Genomic DNA, 16,408 nt, shown 5'->3' on the forward strand with positions numbered 1-16,408 from the left:
CGTCTTGTACCTCTACATCGAGACACTGAAGCAAAGATTGGATGCGATCAACCAGTTACGAGTCGATCGTGCACTGGCGGCAATGGGTCCTGCGTTTCAACAGGTCTACACGTTGCTTCCCGTCTTTCTACATCATCATCACCCTCTGATACCGGGATACCTTGAAGGTAAGGTTCCGCATGGTATCTGCCTTTTCACGCCTGATGACTCTCAAAAAAACTATCTGACTGACCTCGAAGACAAATGGGGCAGCGCGCTTGAGCCTCTGGCGAAAGGCGAATTGCCGATCACCGGCGTCTATTCGATGGGCAGCACCTCATCTATTGGCCAGAGTCAGAGTTCCGATCTGGATATCTGGGTCTGCCATCAGTCCTGGCTTGATAATGAAGAACGCAACCGCTTACAGCAGAAATGCAGCCTGTTGGAAAAATGGGCTGCCTCGCTGGGCGTGGAAGTCAGCTTCTTCCTGATCGACGAAAACCGTTTCCGCCACAATGAAAGTGGCAGTCTGGGCGGTGAGGATTGCGGTTCCACTCAGTACATCTTATTGCTTGATGAATTCTACCGTACCGCGGTGCGGATGGGCGGTAAGCGTATTCTGTGGAATATGGTGCCGGGTGAAGAAGAAGCGCATTACGATGAATACGTGCTTTCGCTTTACGCCCAGGGCGCGCTGACGCCAAATGAATGGCTCGATCTTGGCGGGCTCAGTACCCTGTCGGCGGAAGAGTATTTCGGCGCCAGCCTGTGGCAGCTGTATAAAAGCATCGATTCCCCCTACAAAGCCGTGCTGAAAACCCTGCTGCTGGAAGCCTATTCCTGGGAATATCCTCAAACGCAGTTACTGGCAATGGACATCAAACAGCGTCTGCATCAGGGGGAAATCGTCTGCTTCGGGCTTGATTCCTATTGTATGATGCTCGACCGCGTGACCCGTTACCTGACCCAGATTGAAGATACGACCCGCCTTGATTTAGTCCGCCGCTGTTTCTATTTAAAAGTCTGCGAAAAACTCTCCCGCGCCCGTGCGTCGGTGGGCTGGCGTCGTGAAATTCTCAGCCAGCTGGTGGCGGAATGGGGTTGGGACGAAGAGCGTCTGGCGATTCTGGATAACCGGGCGAACTGGAAAATCGAACGGGTGCGCGAAGCTCATAACGAATTGCTCGATGCGATGATGCAAAGTTATCGCAATCTGATCCGCTTTGCCCGCCGCAACAATTTAAGCGTCAGTGCCAGCCCGCAGGATATTGGCGTGCTGACCCGTAAGTTGTACGCCGCCTTCGAAGCGCTGCCGGGAAAAGTCACGCTGGTTAACCCGCAGATTTCGCCCGACCTGTCAGAGAACGATTTAACCTTTATTCACGTGCCGATTGGCCGCGCCAACCGCACCGGCTGGTATCTGTATAATCAGTCGCCGTCGATGGAATCGATCGTCAGTCATCAGCCGCTGGAATATAACCGTTACCTGAATAAACTGGTGGCATGGGCCTATTTCAACGGCCTGCTGACCTCCACCACGCGGCTGCACATAAAAAGTGGTGGCCTGTGTGATATCGCCAAATTGCGCGAGCTGGTGGCCGATGTTTCACACAACTTCCCGCTGCGTTTAGCGGCACCGACGCCAAAAGCGTTGTACAGCCCGTGTGAAATCCGGCATCTGGCGATTATCGTCAACCTTGAGCATGATCCGACTGCCGCCTTCCGTAATCAGGTTGTGCATTTTGATTTCCGTAAGCTAGATGTCTTCAGCTTTGGGCAGAATCAGGAATGCATGGTGGGCAGCATTGATCTGCTTTATCGCAACTCGTGGAATGAAGTGCGAACACTGCATTTCAGCGGCGAGCAGGCGGTACTCGAAGCGCTGAAAACCATTCTGGGCAAAATGCATCAGGACGCCGCGCCGCCGGAGTCCGTGGAAGTGTTCTGCTACAGCCAGCATCTGCGCGGTCTTATCCGCACGCGGATTCAGCAACTGGTCACCGAGTGCATCGAGCTGCGTCTGTCGAGCAAACGCCTCGAACCGGGCCGGTTCAAAGCCGTGCGCGTTGCCGGGCAAACCTGGGGGCTGTTCTTCGAGCGCCTGAGCGTGTCGGTGCAGAAGCTGGAAAATGCGATTGAATTCTATGGTGCGATTTCTAACAACAAGCTGCACGGTTTATCCGTGAAGTTACAGACCGATCAGGCGCACCTGCCGGCGGTGATTGATGGCTATGCCAGTGAAGGGATCATTCAGTTCTTCTTTGAAGACAGCTCAGACGATATCGGCTTTAACATCTATATTCTCGATGAGTCGAACCGCGTCGAGGTTTATCACCATTGCGAAGGCAGCAAAGAAGATTTGGTGCGCGACGTCAGCCGTTTCTATTCGTCCTCCCATGATCGTTTCACTTACGGCTCCAGCTTTATTAACTTCAACTTGCCGCAGTTCTACCAGATTGTGTCGCTCGACGATCGTATTCAGGTGATCCCTTTTCGCAGCAATGCGTTATCCGCAGTCTGCGCTCCCCCGCCCGAGAGCGAGATCGAACCTTCGCGGCTGAAACAGCAATTCCAGCTGCATTAGAAAAGCGTGATGTACCGCCTGCACGCGGCAGATTCTCTGGCTTTCCTTCTCTTTAAATCCTGAAAGTGTGCCTGCGGGTTTTGTCGATTCCTGTTGCTTTTCATGATCCACCTGCGATTATAGAGGCCTTGGTCGCATGAATTACGGGCATTCATAAAATGAAAAACGCTTTACGCTGGTCTCTGGCCGCGACGATATTATTTTCTCTCTCCGGTTGCGGACTGAAAGGGCCGTTGTATTTCCCGCCTGCGGATAAATCTTCTACGCAGAAAACCAGTCAGGTTCCGGGAACCAGCAACGACGGTTCTTCGCAGCAAAAAGGTGTATCACCAGAAAACCTCTCGACGAATTCCAGAGATTAATCAGCCTGCGGGCTAAGGTTCCGGCAGTTTTCTGCCGGGTCCACATTATGAAGGGATCATCGCGACTGGATTTGACCAGCGGTAAACGGAGTCAGTTATGCAGTTCTCCAAAATGCACGGTCTGGGCAACGACTTTATGGTTGTTGACGCCGTGACTCAAAATGTCTATTTCTCCCCTGAGTTGATCCGCCGTTTGTCCGATCGCCATCGTGGCGTAGGTTTTGACCAGCTGCTGGTGGTAGAGCCACCTTACGATCCTGAATTAGATTTTCATTACCGCATCTTCAACGCTGACGGCAGCGAAGTTGCGCAGTGCGGCAATGGCGCGCGTTGTTTCGCCCGCTTTGTCCGTATCAAAGGTTTGACCAACAAACGTGATATCCGTGTCAGTACACAGACCGGCCGCATGACGCTGACCGTCACCGAAGATGAAACCGTGCAGGTGAACATGGGCGAACCTGTTTTCGAACCGCAGCAGGTGCCTTTCCGCGCGGCGAAACCGGAAAAGACCTATATTCTGCGGGCTGAAGAGCGCACAGTATTTTGCGGTGTTGTCTCGATGGGTAACCCGCACTGCGTATTGCAGGTTGAAGACGTACTGACAGCGGAAGTGGAGGTGCTCGGGCCAATACTCGAAAGCCATGAGCGTTTCCCGGAGCGCGTGAACGTAGGATTCATGCAGATAATCAGCCCGGAAAGCGTGAAACTGCGCGTGTACGAGCGTGGTGCAGGCGAAACACAGGCGTGCGGAAGCGGTGCCTGTGCTGCGGTCGCTATCGGCATTCAGCAAGGTTTGCTTGCAGAGGAAGTACAGGTGGAACTGCCGGGAGGCAGCCTCGATATTCGCTGGCAAGGGCCGGGTCATCCGCTGTATATGACCGGACCTGCCACTCATGTTTACGACGGATTTATTCATCTATGAACAATCTTGATGACCAGATTGACCCGGTGATAGCACTCGACGACGACAGCGTGATGCAGTATCTGCTGCAAAACCCGGATTTCTTTATTCGCAATGCGCGCAGCGTCGAGCAAATGCACGTACCGCATCCGGTGAAAGGCAGCACTTCGCTGGTGGAGTGGCAACTCGGGCGTCAGCGTCATCAGATTGCTCAGCTTGAAGAAGAGATTACGCTGCTGATGGAGCAGGCCTCGATCAATGAATCCCTTTTCGGGCGAATGATCGAACTCCAGGCCACGCTCGCCGCCGCCAGCGGTTTGCAGGATATGCTGAACCGCCTGCAACGCTGGGCACGTACGCTCGGCCTGGCGGGGGCTAACGTGCGCCTGTTCGGCGAGAGCTGGCGTATTGGCGCGCCGTCTGACTTTACTCATCTGGCCGTCAGCCGCAGCGCGTTCGAATCCATGCGCATTCAGCGGCTGGGTGAAACGCCGCATTATCTCGGCAGCCTGAACGGCCCGGAATTACTGCTGCTTTTACCGCAAGCGAAAGCGGTCGGTTCAGTCGCGTTATCGCTGATGGGCGAACAGGGTGAACTGGGCGTGCTGATTTTCAGCAGCCGCGACCCGCAACATTATCAGCCTGGCATGGGCACCGTGTTGCTCGACCAGCTGGCAAAAATGTTGCCCGGTTTACTGGAACGCTGGATCGAACGGGTATGAATCATACCGAATCGCCTCTGTATCCCGCAGTCGAGGCGTTTCTGCGTTATCTGCACGTCGAGCGTCAGCTCAGTCCGCTGACCTCCACCAATTACAGCCGTCAGTTAGATGCGCTGATCGCGATGGCCGCTGAAATCGGGGTTTCCGACTGGCAACAGCTTGACGCGCCCAAAGTCCGCATGCTGCTGGCGCGCAGCAAACGCGCAGGGTTAGGCCCGGCGAGTCTGGCGCTGCGGATGTCTTCGCTGCGCAGTTTTCTGGACTGGCTGGTACGGCAGGGCGTCCTGAGCGCCAATCCCGCGAAAGGCATCTCAACGCCGCGTTCCCCCAAGCATCTGCCAAAAAATCTCGACGTCGATGAAGTGAATAAGCTGCTGGAAATCAATCTCGACGATCCGCTTTCCGTCCGCGACCGCGCCATGCTTGAAGTGATGTACGGCGCCGGGATCCGCTTATCGGAACTGGTCGGCATCGACTGCAAACACGTCGATATGGCATCCGGTGAAGTCCGCGTGCTGGGGAAAGGCAGCAAAGAGCGTAAAGTGCCGATTGGCCGTACCGCAGTCACCTGGCTCGAACACTGGCTGGCGCGCCGCCCGCTGTTTGGTCCGCAGGACGACGCGATGTTTTTATCCAGTAAAGGCAACCGTATTTCAGCGCGAAACGTCCAGAAACGCTTTGCTGAGTGGGGCGTCAAACAGGGTGTGAACAGCCACATTAATCCGCACAAACTGCGGCACTCCTTTGCGACGCACGTTCTGGAATCGAGTGGCGATCTGCGTGCCGTGCAGGAATTGCTGGGTCACGCGAATCTGTCCACGACCCAGATCTATACCCACCTCGACTTTCAACATTTGGCGACGGTATACGATGCCGCCCATCCCCGCGCAAAACGAGGCAAAACCTGATGAAGTTCTATCGGCCGCTGAAACGCATTGAAGCGATCACTTTCGATTTAGACGATACGCTGTACGACAACTACGACGTTATCCGCCGTACCGATACTGAAACCCTGAAGTCTATTCAGGGCTTTCACCCCGCGCTGGCAGACATGTCGCCGGATGCGATCCGTCAGATGCGCACAGAATTACTGGCGCAGGACGCAGAGATTTATCATGACGTGACCGAATGGCGACGTCAGGCGGTGCATCTGGCCATGACCCGTGCGGGTCTGAGTGATGATGATGCGAAGCATGGCACTAAAGTGGCGATGGAAACCTTCGCGAAGTGGCGCAGCCGGATTTATGTTCCCGGCGAAAACCATGACGCACTGGCGGCGCTGGCCGAACGCTGGCCTTTAGTGGCGATCACCAACGGCAATGCCGATCCGCACGCCTGTGGTCTGGCGCAGTATTTCCAGTTCACCTTGCGCGCGGGCGATCATGGCCGGGCAAAACCTTACGCCGACATGTATAAAAAGGCGTCGATGAAGCTCGATATCCCGCTGGAAAATATTCTGCATGTGGGAGACGATCTCACCACCGACGTGGCGGGTTCCGTGGCCTGCGGGATGCAGGCGTGCTGGATAAATCTGCGTGAAGGCAACCTGATGCACACCCGCGATGCACGTCTGTTACCGCATATTGAGATTTCGCAGTTGGCATCGCTGACAGCATTGCTATAATCCCTTCATTAAATACTCTGTATAAATTCACAGTAGAAAAGCGTTCACGGCGGCATTGATCGCGTGAGTGCTTTTCTCATTCTGACAAACGGTGCCTATGGACGTTTCTGACCTGCTCGACAGCCTCAATGAAAAACAACGTGAAGCCGTGGCCGCGCCGCGCAGCAATCTGTTGGTGCTGGCCGGGGCAGGCAGTGGCAAAACCCGCGTACTGGTTCACCGTATTGCGTGGCTGCTGTCGGTGGAGAATTGCTCGCCGTATTCGATAATGGCCGTCACCTTTACCAACAAAGCGGCGGCGGAAATGCGCCACCGTATCGATCAGCTGATCGGCACCAGTCAGGGCGGCATGTGGATCGGTACTTTCCACGGGCTTGCACACCGTTTACTGCGTGCGCATCATCTGGATGCCAAACTGCCGCAGGATTTCCAGATCCTCGACAGCGACGACCAGATGCGTCTGATTAAACGTCTGATCAAAGCGCTGAACATCGACGATAAACAATGGCCGCCGCGTCAGGCCATGTGGTACATCAACGGTAAAAAAGATGAAGGTCTGCGCCCGCAGCACGTCGAAACCTATAACAACCCGATTGAAGCGACCTGGCTGCGGATTTATCAGGCCTATCAGGAAGCCTGCGACCGCGCCGGGCTGGTGGATTTCGCCGAGCTGTTATTGCGCGCCCATGAGCTTTGGCTGAACAAGCCGCATATCCTGCAACATTACCGCGAACGCTTTACCAACCTGATGGTGGACGAGTTCCAGGACACCAACAGCATTCAGTACGCGTGGATCCGCCTGCTGGCAGGCGACAACAATAACGTGATGATTGTCGGCGACGATGACCAGTCGATCTACGGCTGGCGCGGTGCGCAGGTCGAAAATATTCAGCGCTTCCTGAAAGATTTCCCGAATGCGGAAACTATCCGTCTGGAGCAGAATTACCGCTCCACCAGCACCATTCTGAAAGCCGCCAACTCGCTGATTGAAAACAACAGCGGCCGTATGGGCAAAAACCTGTGGACCGAAGACGGCGAGGGCGAGCCGATCTCCCTGTATTGCGCGTTCAATGAACTGGATGAATCGCGCTTTGTGGTTAACCGCATCAAAACCTGGCAGGACAACGGCGGCGCGCTGAAAGATTGCGCCATTCTTTACCGCAGCAACGCCCAGTCGCGCGTGCTGGAAGAAGCGTTATTGCAGATGGCGATGCCGTACCGCATTTACGGCGGTCAGCGATTCTTCGATCGTCAGGAAATCAAAGACGCACTGGCCTATTTGCGCCTGATGGCGAACCGCAATGACGATGCCGCCTTTGAACGCGTGGTGAATACCCCGACGCGTGGCATTGGCGACCGGACGCTTGACGTGGTGCGGCATACCGCGCGTGACCGTCAGCTGACGATGTGGCAGGCAACGCGTGCCTTGTTGCAGGACAAAGCCCTGGCGGGCCGTGCAGCCTCTTCGCTGCAACGCTTTACCGAACTGGTGGATGCGCTGGCACATGAAACCGCCGATATGCCGCTGCACGTGCAGACTGACCGGGTGATCAAAGATTCCGGCCTGTTCATCATGTATGAGCAGGAAAAGGGCGAGAAAGGCCAGGCACGTATCGAAAACTTAGAGGAACTGGTGACGGCAACGCGTCAGTTCAGCTATCAGGATGAAGACGAAGATCTGATGCCGTTGCAGGCGTTCCTGTCTCATGCCGCGCTGGAAGCGGGCGAAGGTCAGGCCGATGCGAATCAGGATGCTGCGCAACTGATGACGCTGCACTCAGCCAAAGGGCTGGAGTTCCCGCAGGTCTTTATCGTCGGTATGGAAGAGGGTATGTTCCCGAGCCAGATGTCGCTGGAAGAAAGTGGGCGTCTGGAAGAAGAACGCCGTCTGGCTTACGTGGGCGTAACCCGCGCCATGCAAAAACTGACCCTGACCTACGCTGAAACCCGACGTTTGTACGGCAAGGAAGTGTCGCACCGTCCTTCACGTTTTGTCGGTGAACTGCCCGAGGACTGCGTAGAGGAAGTACGAATGCGGGCTAACGTCTCGCGCCCGATGAGCAACCGCAGCGTCGGCACGCCGACCAGCGTCAGCGACACCGGTTTCAAACTCGGCCAGCGCGTGGTGCATCCTAAATTCGGTGAAGGCACCATCGTCAATATGGAAGGCAGCGGCGAACACAGCCGTCTGCAAGTCGCATTCCCGGGGGAAGGGATTAAGTGGCTGGTCGCCGCTTATGCTCGCCTCGAAGCCGTTTGATTTTTAACTCTTCCCCCTTGGCAGGGGGAAGAGCAAAGAACTAAAGGCCAAAAACCTCACCCACTTCCGCTGTCGCATACCATTTCAGCGTGTCTTTTACGCCTTCTTCGCCTTCCGGCGGGGTGCCTGGCAGACAGTCCTGTTCCTGAACGGGTTGATACGCGCCGCGTTTCACTTCAAAAATCACACCGCCCTCGTCGAGGGATAATACGCTGTGCCAGGTATTGGCCGGGATTTCCAGCAGACGGGTTTCTGCGCCGAGCCACAGACGTTCGGTGACTTTGCCGCTGTTATCGTAAATCAGCACCAGAAAACGCCCGCGCAGCGCGGTCAGCATTTCCCAGGTATGCGGATGGCGGTGAATGCGCACGTAAGTGCCCGGCTCCATCGCAATCGCCAGGCGCTGTACGTCATCTTCCGGTGCAGGATGAATGTTCAGATTCTGACGCAGGCGGGGAGAATGCGCGGCCTGGGTGATCAGGTCGCACAGTGTGTCTTGGGAAATCTGCTTAATCATTGTTGGCTTCTGGAAAGGATGAGGGATCAGGCCTCTGAGTGTAGCCAAAAAACCGGTCAGACATAAGTCAGTAAAGGTTATCATCTGAGCAAGATTTTTATGCCGAAATGTTGCCAGATTAGATTTGTTGGCGGTTGACAGTCTTTTTATTCCCGGCGTAACATGCGCGCACTATTATCAATGAGGAACTTCGCCTTGGACACACCCAGTAGATACTGGCTCAATAACCTGTTCATTAGGTACCACTTCTAAGGCCCTCCTCTTTGCTGATGGCCTTAGTGGTTGTCAGCGACCCCCGTTCTGTCGCTGTGAGTCAGATCTGAATTTGGTCTGAATTACGCCGGTGACTCTTTTCGCCCCGTGATTTTCTGTGCTTCAACGCGTTGTCCACTTTCTGTAATTCTTGGGAGAACGGGCACATGCTGAGTGCTTTTAAATTAGAAAACAGCCGCTTATCCCGTTTAGAGCTGGACGAGGCAGACGATCTCAAAACCTCATTGTGGGTAGATTTAGTCGAGCCTGATGAGCAAGAGCGCGAACGCGTTCAACATGAATTAGGGCAAAGCCTGGCAACACGTCCCGAGCTGGATGACATCGAAGCCTCGGCGCGTTTCTTCGAAGATGAAGACGGCCTGCACATTCACTCCTTCTTTTATTATGAAGATGCCGAAGACCACGCCGGTAACAGCACCGTCGCATTCACCGTGCGCGAAGGCCGCCTGTATACCCTGCGTGAGCGCGAATTACCGGCATTTCGTCTTTACCGTATGCGTGCCCGCAACCAGACGCTGGTCGACGGCAATGCCTACGAACTGCTGCTGGATTTGTTCGAAACCAAAATCGAACAGCTGGCGGATGAAATCGAAAACATCTACAGCGATCTGGAAAAACTCAGCCGCGTGATCATGGAAGGGCATCAGGGCGATGAGTATGACGCCGCGCTCTCCACGCTGGCAGAGCTGGAAGATATCGGCTGGAAAGTCCGTTTGTGTCTGATGGATACCCAGCGCGCCCTGAATTTCCTGGTGCGGAAAGCGCGTTTACCGGCAGGCCAGCTGGAGCAGGCGCGTGAAGTGTTGCGCGATATCGAATCCTTGCTGCCCCATAACGAATCCCTGTTCCAGAAAGTGAACTTCCTGATGCAGGCGGCGATGGGCTTTATCAACATCGAGCAGAACCGCATCATCAAGATTTTCTCGGTGGTATCGGTCGTTTTCCTGCCGCCAACCTTGGTGGCATCCAGCTACGGGATGAACTTCGAATTCATGCCTGAGCTGAAATGGGCATTTGGCTATCCGGGGGCGATCGGGTTGATGATCCTCGCGGGTCTGGCGCCTTACCTGTATTTCAAGCGCAAAAACTGGCTGTAACGTTCTGTTATTTAGCCAATAAAAAAGCCCCTCACCGCAAAAACGGAGAGGGGCTTTTTCGATCGGTCAGGCTTTTGCCGTCACGCCCCGGCGCAGGCGGCCCTGCGTATAGAGCGCGTCAGTGATAAAGCACAGCAGCCCCACCCAGATAAAGCCGAAGGTGATGAGCTGCGAGGTATTTACGGTTTCGCCGTAGAACACCACCGCCAGCAGGAACATCAGCGTCGGGCCGAGATACTGGAAAAAGCCCAGCGTCGACAGCTTCAGACGCGCCGCCGCCGCCGTGAAGAACAGCAGAGGGATAGTGGTGATAATCCCGGCAGCCATCAGCAGTAAATCCAGCGACCACGGATTAGCCGACAGATTACTGGTCGGGCTGTTGGCGATAAAGAACAGATAAATGCCCGCCAGAGGCAGCAGCCAAAGCGTTTCGATCAGCATACCGGTCTGGGAATCCACGCCGATTTTCTTACGCAACAGCCCGTAAAAAGCGAAGGTGAGCGACAGTCCCAGCCCGATAACCGGCACTGAGCCAAACATCCAGACCTGGATCAGCACACCGGCGAACGCCAGCACCACGGCGAGCCATTGCAAACTTCGGAATCTTTCGCGCAAAAACAGCATGCCCAGCACGACATTCACCAGCGGGCTGATAAAGTAACCGAGGCTGGCTTCTAGGATGTGATTGTTATTGATCGCCCAGATAAAAATCAGCCAGTTCGCCCCGATAAACAGCGCGGTGACGAGCAGCATGCCGACTTTTTTTGGTTGGGCCAGCACCCGCCGGACATCGCCCCAGCTGCGGCTGACGGACAGCAGCACTAACATAAAGAAGAAAGACCAGATCACCCGATGGGTAAGAATTTCATCGGCAGGCACTTCTTTGATCAGCTTGAAATACGCCGGTGCGATCCCCCAAATCAAATAGGCGATAAAGGCAAAAATAACGCCTTGCCGGGTACGTTGTGCATCCATGTGGGTACCTGAAAAGAAAGAGATTAACGGATCGCGAGTGTACCTGATTTACGCTGCCAGATTTCTTTTTCAGCAACAGGATAAGCAGATTTTAGCCGACCATGTAGGTCGCGGTGGTGGTCGCGATATGAATGCCGCTGTCGTTGTGCAGATCGACGCGGGCCACAGAGATTTTATTTCCGGCGCGGATCAGGCTGGCAGAGGCGATGAAGAAGTCGCCACGGCCTGGGCGAAGATAATCGACGCGTAAATCGACGGTGCCCATTTTTGCTAACCGCTGGCGCATTTCAGCCTCAAGCAGAGGATGATCGGGTTTATCGCGCCGGATGAGCGAGCTGGTCACGCACACCAGCCCGGCCGCGACGTCCAGCACGGCCGCGATAACGCCACCGTGTAAGATTTTTTGCGCAGCGTTGCCGACCAGTTTGGTCTGATTGGCAAATTTCAGCTCCGCGTAATCGCAGTCGAGACGTTTAAGTTCCAGACCGAGTTCGCGGTTAAAAGGCATGTCATAAACGAAAATATTACCAATCAGTTGCAGAGCAGCTTCGTGGCTTAGGGATGACGCAGACATGAAAGGTTTCCTGATCCAAACGACAAGGGCGTTATAGTCGCGCAAAGAGTTAATGGAATGTTGATCTTAAGTGCCGGAGGCGGGGAATTCTACCTCGCGCGCGATAAATCTATTCAATACTCTTGTCGGAATGTATATGTGTGTAAAATGCTCTGCTTTCTCAGTTTCTGAATACCGGCCGGCAGCCGGCTATTTTAAACCACAAAGACTAACAACATTATTTAACACTAAAGGGTGAGGACAAATGCGTAAAATTTGGGCTGTCGGGGCCACCATGTTGGCGTTGCCATTACTGGGACATGCAGAAGAAGCAACGGTACAAGAAGTGCATGATAAGCCCGCCGTGCGTGGCAGCATCGTCGCCAGCATGTTGCAGGATCACGATAACCCTTTTACGCTTTACCCTTATGAGTCGAACTACCTGCTTTACACCGACACCAGCAATATCAATAAGAAAGCCATTGAGTCTTATGACTGGGCTGATAAAGCCCGTCATGACGAAGTGGCATTCCAGCTGAGCCTGGCCTTCCCGCTGTGGCGCGGTATTGCCGGTGACAACTCGGTGCTTGGCGCGTCCTACACGCAGAAATCGTTCTGGCAGCTGTCGAACAGCGGCCAGTCTTCACCTTTCCGTGAAACCAATTACGAACCACAGCTTTTCCTGGCGTGGGCGACGGACTACGATTTCCTGGGCTGGACGCTGCGTGAAGCCGAGTACGGTGTTAGCCACCAGTCAAACGGTCGCTCAGACCCGACGTCCCGCAGCTGGAACCGCGTGTATGCCCGCTTTATGGCGCAGAACGGTAACTGGCAGGTGGATCTCAAGCCCTGGTACCGCATTCCTGAAAGCGATGAAAACGACGATAACCGCGACATCACCAAATACATGGGTTATTACCGTCTGAAAGTAGGCTACGCCTGGGGCGACAGCGTCTTTAGCGTGGAAAGCCGTTACAACTGGAATACCGGCTACGGCGGCGCAACCACGGGCTGGAGCTATCCGATTTCCAAGCACGTACGCTTCTACACGCAAGTGTTCAGCGGCTACGGTGAGTCATTAATTGACTACAACCACAAGCAGACTCGCGTCGGTGTGGGTATCATGCTTAACGATATGATGTAAAAATACCCGTCTTACTTCAGGTTGCAGGTGCGTTGGCGGCGCCCGGCCCCGGAGCACTGACTCCGGCAGGCGCAGCGGGATGCCCTCGCTTGCCGCCTTTCGGGTATATTATGTCATTGCAGTACAGCCCCGGCGGCTTTAGGGCTTAGCCGGGTGGTTTGAACAGTTGGGGAATTGAGTGTCTACGGCGGCAGTGATAAATAAAGAAGAGCTGGCTCATCAGGTATTACGCGATACCTTCGGCTATCAGCAATTCAGACCGGGTCAGCAAACGATCATCAATACCGCCATTTCTGGCCGGGATTGTCTGGTTGTCATGCCGACCGGCGGCGGTAAGTCGCTGTGCTATCAAATCCCTGCGCTGGTGATGGACGGCCTGACGCTGGTGGTTTCACCGCTCATCTCGCTGATGAAAGATCAGGTCGATCAGCTGATGGCGGCGGGTGTGGAAGCCGGTTGCCTCAATTCGACGCAAACCCGCGAGCAGCAACAGGAAGTGATGGCGGGCTGCCGTACCGGCCGCATCAAAATGCTGTATATCGCGCCGGAACGTCTGATGCTGGGTGATTTCCTCGAACAGCTGCAACAGTGGAATCCGGCGATGCTTGCCGTGGATGAAGCCCACTGTATCTCCCAATGGGGCCACGATTTCCGCCCGGAATACCGTGCGCTCGGCCAGCTGAAACTGCGTTATCCGCAGTTACCGGTGATCGCGCTGACCGCGACCGCGGATGAAGCTACGCGCAACGACATTGTCCGTCTGCTCGAGCTTAACGATCCGCTGATTCAGGTCAGCAGTTTTGATCGCCCGAATATCCGTTACACGCTGGTGGAGAAATTTAAACCGCTCGATCAGCTGATCCGCTTCGTGCAAGACCAGCGCGGCAAAAGCGGCATTATTTACTGCAACAGCCGCGCCAAAGTGGAAGACACGGCGGCGCGTCTGCAAAGCCGTGGCCTGAGCGTCGGCGCTTACCATGCAGGGCTGGATAACGACACCCGTGCCCGGGTGCAGGAAGGTTTCCAGCGCGATGATTTGCAAATCGTGGTGGCTACCGTGGCGTTCGGGATGGGCATCAACAAGCCCAACGTGCGTTTTGTGGTGCACTTTGATATTCCGCGCACCATCGAGTCTTACTATCAGGAAACTGGCCGTGCCGGGCGTGATGGCCTGCCGGCGGAAGCGGTACTGCTTTACGATCCGGCGGATATGGCCTGGTTGCGTCGCTGCCTGGAAGAGAAACCACCGGGTGCGCAGCAGGACGTTGAACGCCACAAGCTGAATGCGATGAACGCGTTTGCCGAAGCGCAAACCTGCCGCCGTCTGGTGCTGCTGAATTACTTTGGCGAAGGCAAACAAAACGCCTGCGGAAACTGCGACGTCTGCCTCGATCCGCCGAAACGCTACGACGGCCTGCTGGATGCGCAGAAAGCGCTGTCAGTCGTGGCGCGCGTCGGGCAACGCTTTGGTTTGGGTTACGTGGTCGAAGTGCTGCGTGGCGCCAATAACCAGCGTATCCGCGAATACGGCCACGACAAACTGACGGTGTACGGCATCGGTAAAGAACACAGCAACGAACACTGGACCAGCGTGGTGCGTCAGCTGATCCACCTCGGGCTGATTATGCAAAATATCGCCATGCACTCGGCCTTGCAGCTGACAGAAGCAGCGCGTCCGGTTTTGCGTGGAGAGATCCCGTTACAGCTGGCGGTACCGCGTATTCAGACGCTGAAAATTAAAAGTCCGTCCCGCCAGAAAACGTACGGCGGTAATTACGATCACAAGCTGTTTGCCAAATTGCGCAAGCTGCGTAAGTCACTGGCCGACGACAATAATGTGCCGCCATACGTGGTGTTTAACGACACCACGCTGCTGGAAATGGCTGAACATCTGCCGATAAGCCCGAGCGATTTGCTGGATATTACCGGCGTCGGCCAGCGGAAGCTGGAGAAGTTCGGGCGGCCATTTATGGCGATGATCCGCGATCACATTGATAACGGCGACGACTGACAGTCAAGAATTCCCCACACACCATAAAGAGAGTAAATCATGCTGATGCTGTTCCTGATGGTTGCGATGATGCACATGATCGCGCTGGCGAGTCCGGGCCCGGACTTTTTCTTTGTTTCGCAAACGGCAGCCAGCCGCTCGCGTAAAGAAGCCATGATGGGTGTCATTGGGATTACGCTCGGCGTTGCGGTATGGGCGGCAGTGGCGCTGATGGGTCTGCATCTGATCCTGCAAAAAATGGCCTGGCTGCACCAGATTATCACCGTCGGCGGTGGCCTGTACCTGTGCTGGATGGGCTGGCAGTTGCTGAAATCAGCGCGCTCTAAAAAACAGGCGGGCGAAACGGAAGTGGTTGAAACCGCCGTGGCGTTGCCAGCAAACGGACGCACCTTTATGCGTGGCCTGCTGACCAATCTTTCCAACCCGAAAGCCGTTATCTACTTCGGCAGTGTATTCTCTATGTTTGTCGGCGACAGCGTGACAGGCGGCGAGCGCTGGGGTCTGTTTATCCTGATCATCGCCGAGACACTGGCCTGGTTTACTCTCGTCGCGCTGGTGTTTGCCTTGCCAGCGATGCGTCGCGGGTATCAGCGTTTAGCGAAATGGATTGATGGCGTGGCAGGCGTGGTATTTGCAGGCTTTGGTATTGCGCTTATCGTGAACCGTTAATCAGCGATTCTGCACATAAAAAAGGGTCCGGCTTACCACCGGACCCTTTTTGTATTCTTAACACTTACACCTTGCGGGCACTCGCCAGTAAAACCCCCACCAGCATAAACAGCGAGCCGAAAATGCGGTTCAGCAACTGCATTTGTTTCGGCGCTTTAACCCAACCGGCAATACGCGTTGCCAGCGTGGCGTAACCAATCATCACAATGATATCGACCACGACCGTAGTGACGCCGAGTACCACGTATTGCGCAGCCTGCGGCTGGTGAGGAATGATAAACTGTGGGAATAATGCGGCAAGAAACACTATGCTTTTGGGGTTGGTGAGGTTCACCAGAATGGCGCGTTTGAATAAACGGCGGCGCGGCATGCTGCTGGCGAGGGCGTTCAGGTCAATCGCCCCGGCAGAGCGCCACTGGCAGATGCCGAGCCAGATTAAGTAGGCTGCACCAAACCATTTGAGAAACTCAAAGGCCAGCAGCGAGGATGAGATCAGCGCGCCCAGCCCGACACCGACCAGCACGATATGGATCGTTAATCCCAGCTGTAAACCGGCGATTGACGCCACGGCGCCACGATAGCCATGGCTGATGCCCGTGCTCATTGTATTGATGGCACCGGAACCCGGAGAAAGACTTAAGATAGAAGTAGTGAGCAGGTAGGTTAACCACCAGTCCAGTGTCATTGCGAGACTCCCTGAATACGTTTTATGTTGTTTTGTGGCACAATACGCCATT

15 protein-coding genes are annotated in these 16,408 nt (G+C 55.0%); 11 read left to right on the forward strand and 4 right to left on the reverse strand.

Annotation, left to right across the window (positions count from 1 at the left end):
- Positions 1–4 precede the first annotated feature (4 nt).
- From ACQZQY_RS06075 to uvrD, 7 genes are all read left to right on the forward strand, one after another.
- Positions 5–2,563, forward strand: a complete 2,559-nt coding sequence (locus ACQZQY_RS06075; protein ID WP_217203007.1) for a class I adenylate cyclase — start codon at positions 5–7, stop codon at positions 2,561–2,563.
- Between the two features lie 158 nt (positions 2,564–2,721).
- Positions 2,722–2,925 carry an LPS translocon maturation chaperone LptM gene (lptM, locus tag ACQZQY_RS06080; RefSeq protein WP_072158057.1) on the forward strand — a complete coding sequence of 68 codons (204 nt, stop codon included), beginning with the start codon at positions 2,722–2,724 and terminating at the stop codon, positions 2,923–2,925.
- A 97-nt stretch (positions 2,926–3,022) separates the two neighbouring features.
- The gene (gene dapF / locus ACQZQY_RS06085) at positions 3,023–3,847 is read left to right on the forward strand and encodes a diaminopimelate epimerase (RefSeq protein ID WP_136374661.1); all 825 of its coding nucleotides are present in this window, start codon (positions 3,023–3,025) and stop codon (positions 3,845–3,847) included.
- The gene (locus ACQZQY_RS06090; protein WP_056772269.1) at positions 3,844–4,548 is read left to right on the forward strand and encodes a DUF484 domain-containing protein; all 705 of its coding nucleotides are present in this window, start codon (positions 3,844–3,846) and stop codon (positions 4,546–4,548) included. Before dapF ends, ACQZQY_RS06090 begins: the two co-directional genes overlap by 4 nt.
- Positions 4,545–5,456 (forward strand): tyrosine recombinase XerC, encoded by a 912-nt coding sequence (gene xerC / locus ACQZQY_RS06095; protein WP_431296785.1) that lies wholly within the window; start codon positions 4,545–4,547, stop codon positions 5,454–5,456. The genes ACQZQY_RS06090 and xerC overlap by 4 nt, the downstream gene beginning before the upstream one ends.
- Positions 5,456–6,172: a 5-amino-6-(5-phospho-D-ribitylamino)uracil phosphatase YigB gene (gene yigB, locus ACQZQY_RS06100; RefSeq protein WP_431296786.1), complete on the forward strand. Its 717-nt coding sequence runs from the start codon at positions 5,456–5,458 to the stop codon at positions 6,170–6,172. Before xerC ends, yigB begins: the two co-directional genes overlap by 1 nt.
- 97 nt (positions 6,173–6,269) lie before the next feature.
- Positions 6,270–8,432 carry a DNA helicase II gene (gene uvrD, locus ACQZQY_RS06105; RefSeq protein WP_056772262.1) on the forward strand — a complete coding sequence of 721 codons (2,163 nt, stop codon included), beginning with the start codon at positions 6,270–6,272 and terminating at the stop codon, positions 8,430–8,432.
- A 40-nt stretch (positions 8,433–8,472) separates the two neighbouring features.
- On the opposite strand, the gene ACQZQY_RS06110 is transcribed toward uvrD, so the two are convergent.
- Positions 8,473–8,949, reverse strand: a complete 477-nt coding sequence (locus ACQZQY_RS06110) for a WbuC family cupin fold metalloprotein (RefSeq protein ID WP_136374664.1) — start codon at positions 8,947–8,949, stop codon at positions 8,473–8,475.
- Between the two features lie 419 nt (positions 8,950–9,368).
- Between ACQZQY_RS06110 and corA the strand changes: the two genes are divergently transcribed.
- Positions 9,369–10,319 carry a magnesium/cobalt transporter CorA gene (gene corA, locus ACQZQY_RS06115; RefSeq protein WP_056772255.1) on the forward strand — a complete coding sequence of 317 codons (951 nt, stop codon included), beginning with the start codon at positions 9,369–9,371 and terminating at the stop codon, positions 10,317–10,319.
- A gap of 66 nt (positions 10,320–10,385) precedes the next feature.
- Here corA and rarD read toward each other — a convergent pair whose 3' ends face one another.
- Together rarD and ACQZQY_RS06125 are read right to left on the reverse strand one after the other, a co-directional pair.
- The gene (gene rarD / locus ACQZQY_RS06120; RefSeq protein ID WP_183850361.1) at positions 10,386–11,294 is read right to left on the reverse strand and encodes an EamA family transporter RarD; all 909 of its coding nucleotides are present in this window, start codon (positions 11,292–11,294) and stop codon (positions 10,386–10,388) included.
- Between the two features lie 91 nt (positions 11,295–11,385).
- Entirely contained in the window at positions 11,386–11,868 is a 483-nt protein-coding gene (locus ACQZQY_RS06125) for a thioesterase family protein (RefSeq protein WP_056772249.1), read from the reverse strand.
- A gap of 244 nt (positions 11,869–12,112) precedes the next feature.
- Here ACQZQY_RS06125 and pldA point away from each other — a divergent pair, with 244 nt between their 5' ends.
- From pldA to rhtC, 3 genes are all read left to right on the forward strand, one after another.
- Positions 12,113–12,991 (forward strand): phospholipase A, encoded by an 879-nt coding sequence (pldA, locus tag ACQZQY_RS06130; RefSeq protein WP_122096518.1) that lies wholly within the window; start codon positions 12,113–12,115, stop codon positions 12,989–12,991.
- A 178-nt stretch (positions 12,992–13,169) separates the two neighbouring features.
- Positions 13,170–15,002: an ATP-dependent DNA helicase RecQ gene (gene recQ, locus ACQZQY_RS06135; protein WP_056772243.1), complete on the forward strand. Its 1,833-nt coding sequence runs from the start codon at positions 13,170–13,172 to the stop codon at positions 15,000–15,002.
- 39 nt (positions 15,003–15,041) lie between these two features.
- The gene (gene rhtC, locus ACQZQY_RS06140) at positions 15,042–15,671 is read left to right on the forward strand and encodes a threonine export protein RhtC (protein WP_056772241.1); all 630 of its coding nucleotides are present in this window, start codon (positions 15,042–15,044) and stop codon (positions 15,669–15,671) included.
- A 64-nt stretch (positions 15,672–15,735) separates the two neighbouring features.
- Here the strand turns inward: rhtC and rhtB are convergent, their stop codons facing one another.
- Positions 15,736–16,356, reverse strand: a complete 621-nt coding sequence (rhtB, locus tag ACQZQY_RS06145) for a homoserine/homoserine lactone efflux protein (protein ID WP_421671632.1) — start codon at positions 16,354–16,356, stop codon at positions 15,736–15,738.
- Positions 16,357–16,408: the final 52 nt, after the last annotated feature.

Origin of the sequence: Rahnella sp. PAMC25559, assembly GCF_050632365.1 — a bacterium.
In the GTDB taxonomy this organism is placed as follows: domain Bacteria; phylum Pseudomonadota; class Gammaproteobacteria; order Enterobacterales; family Enterobacteriaceae; genus Rahnella; species Rahnella rivi.

What these genes read in the sequence shown, in the direction of transcription:
- lptM (WP_072158057.1), top strand. Translation starts at nt 2,722, where the DNA reads ATGAAAAACGCTTTACGCTGGTCTCTGGCCGCGACGATATTATTTTCT.
- dapF (WP_136374661.1), top strand. Translation starts at nt 3,023, where the DNA reads ATGCAGTTCTCCAAAATGCACGGTCTGGGCAACGACTTTATGGTTGTT.
- rarD (WP_183850361.1), bottom strand. Translation starts at nt 11,294, where the DNA reads ATGGATGCACAACGTACCCGGCAAGGCGTTATTTTTGCCTTTATCGCC.
- rhtB (WP_421671632.1), bottom strand. Translation starts at nt 16,356, where the DNA reads ATGACACTGGACTGGTGGTTAACCTACCTGCTCACTACTTCTATCTTA.
- pldA (WP_122096518.1), top strand. Translation starts at nt 12,113, where the DNA reads ATGCGTAAAATTTGGGCTGTCGGGGCCACCATGTTGGCGTTGCCATTA.
- corA (WP_056772255.1), top strand. Translation starts at nt 9,369, where the DNA reads ATGCTGAGTGCTTTTAAATTAGAAAACAGCCGCTTATCCCGTTTAGAG.
- xerC (WP_431296785.1), top strand. Translation starts at nt 4,545, where the DNA reads ATGAATCATACCGAATCGCCTCTGTATCCCGCAGTCGAGGCGTTTCTG.
- uvrD (WP_056772262.1), top strand. Translation starts at nt 6,270, where the DNA reads ATGGACGTTTCTGACCTGCTCGACAGCCTCAATGAAAAACAACGTGAA.
- yigB (WP_431296786.1), top strand. Translation starts at nt 5,456, where the DNA reads ATGAAGTTCTATCGGCCGCTGAAACGCATTGAAGCGATCACTTTCGAT.
- rhtC (WP_056772241.1), top strand. Translation starts at nt 15,042, where the DNA reads ATGCTGATGCTGTTCCTGATGGTTGCGATGATGCACATGATCGCGCTG.
- ACQZQY_RS06090 (WP_056772269.1), top strand. Translation starts at nt 3,844, where the DNA reads ATGAACAATCTTGATGACCAGATTGACCCGGTGATAGCACTCGACGAC.
- ACQZQY_RS06110 (WP_136374664.1), bottom strand. Translation starts at nt 8,949, where the DNA reads ATGATTAAGCAGATTTCCCAAGACACACTGTGCGACCTGATCACCCAG.
- ACQZQY_RS06125 (WP_056772249.1), bottom strand. Translation starts at nt 11,868, where the DNA reads ATGTCTGCGTCATCCCTAAGCCACGAAGCTGCTCTGCAACTGATTGGT.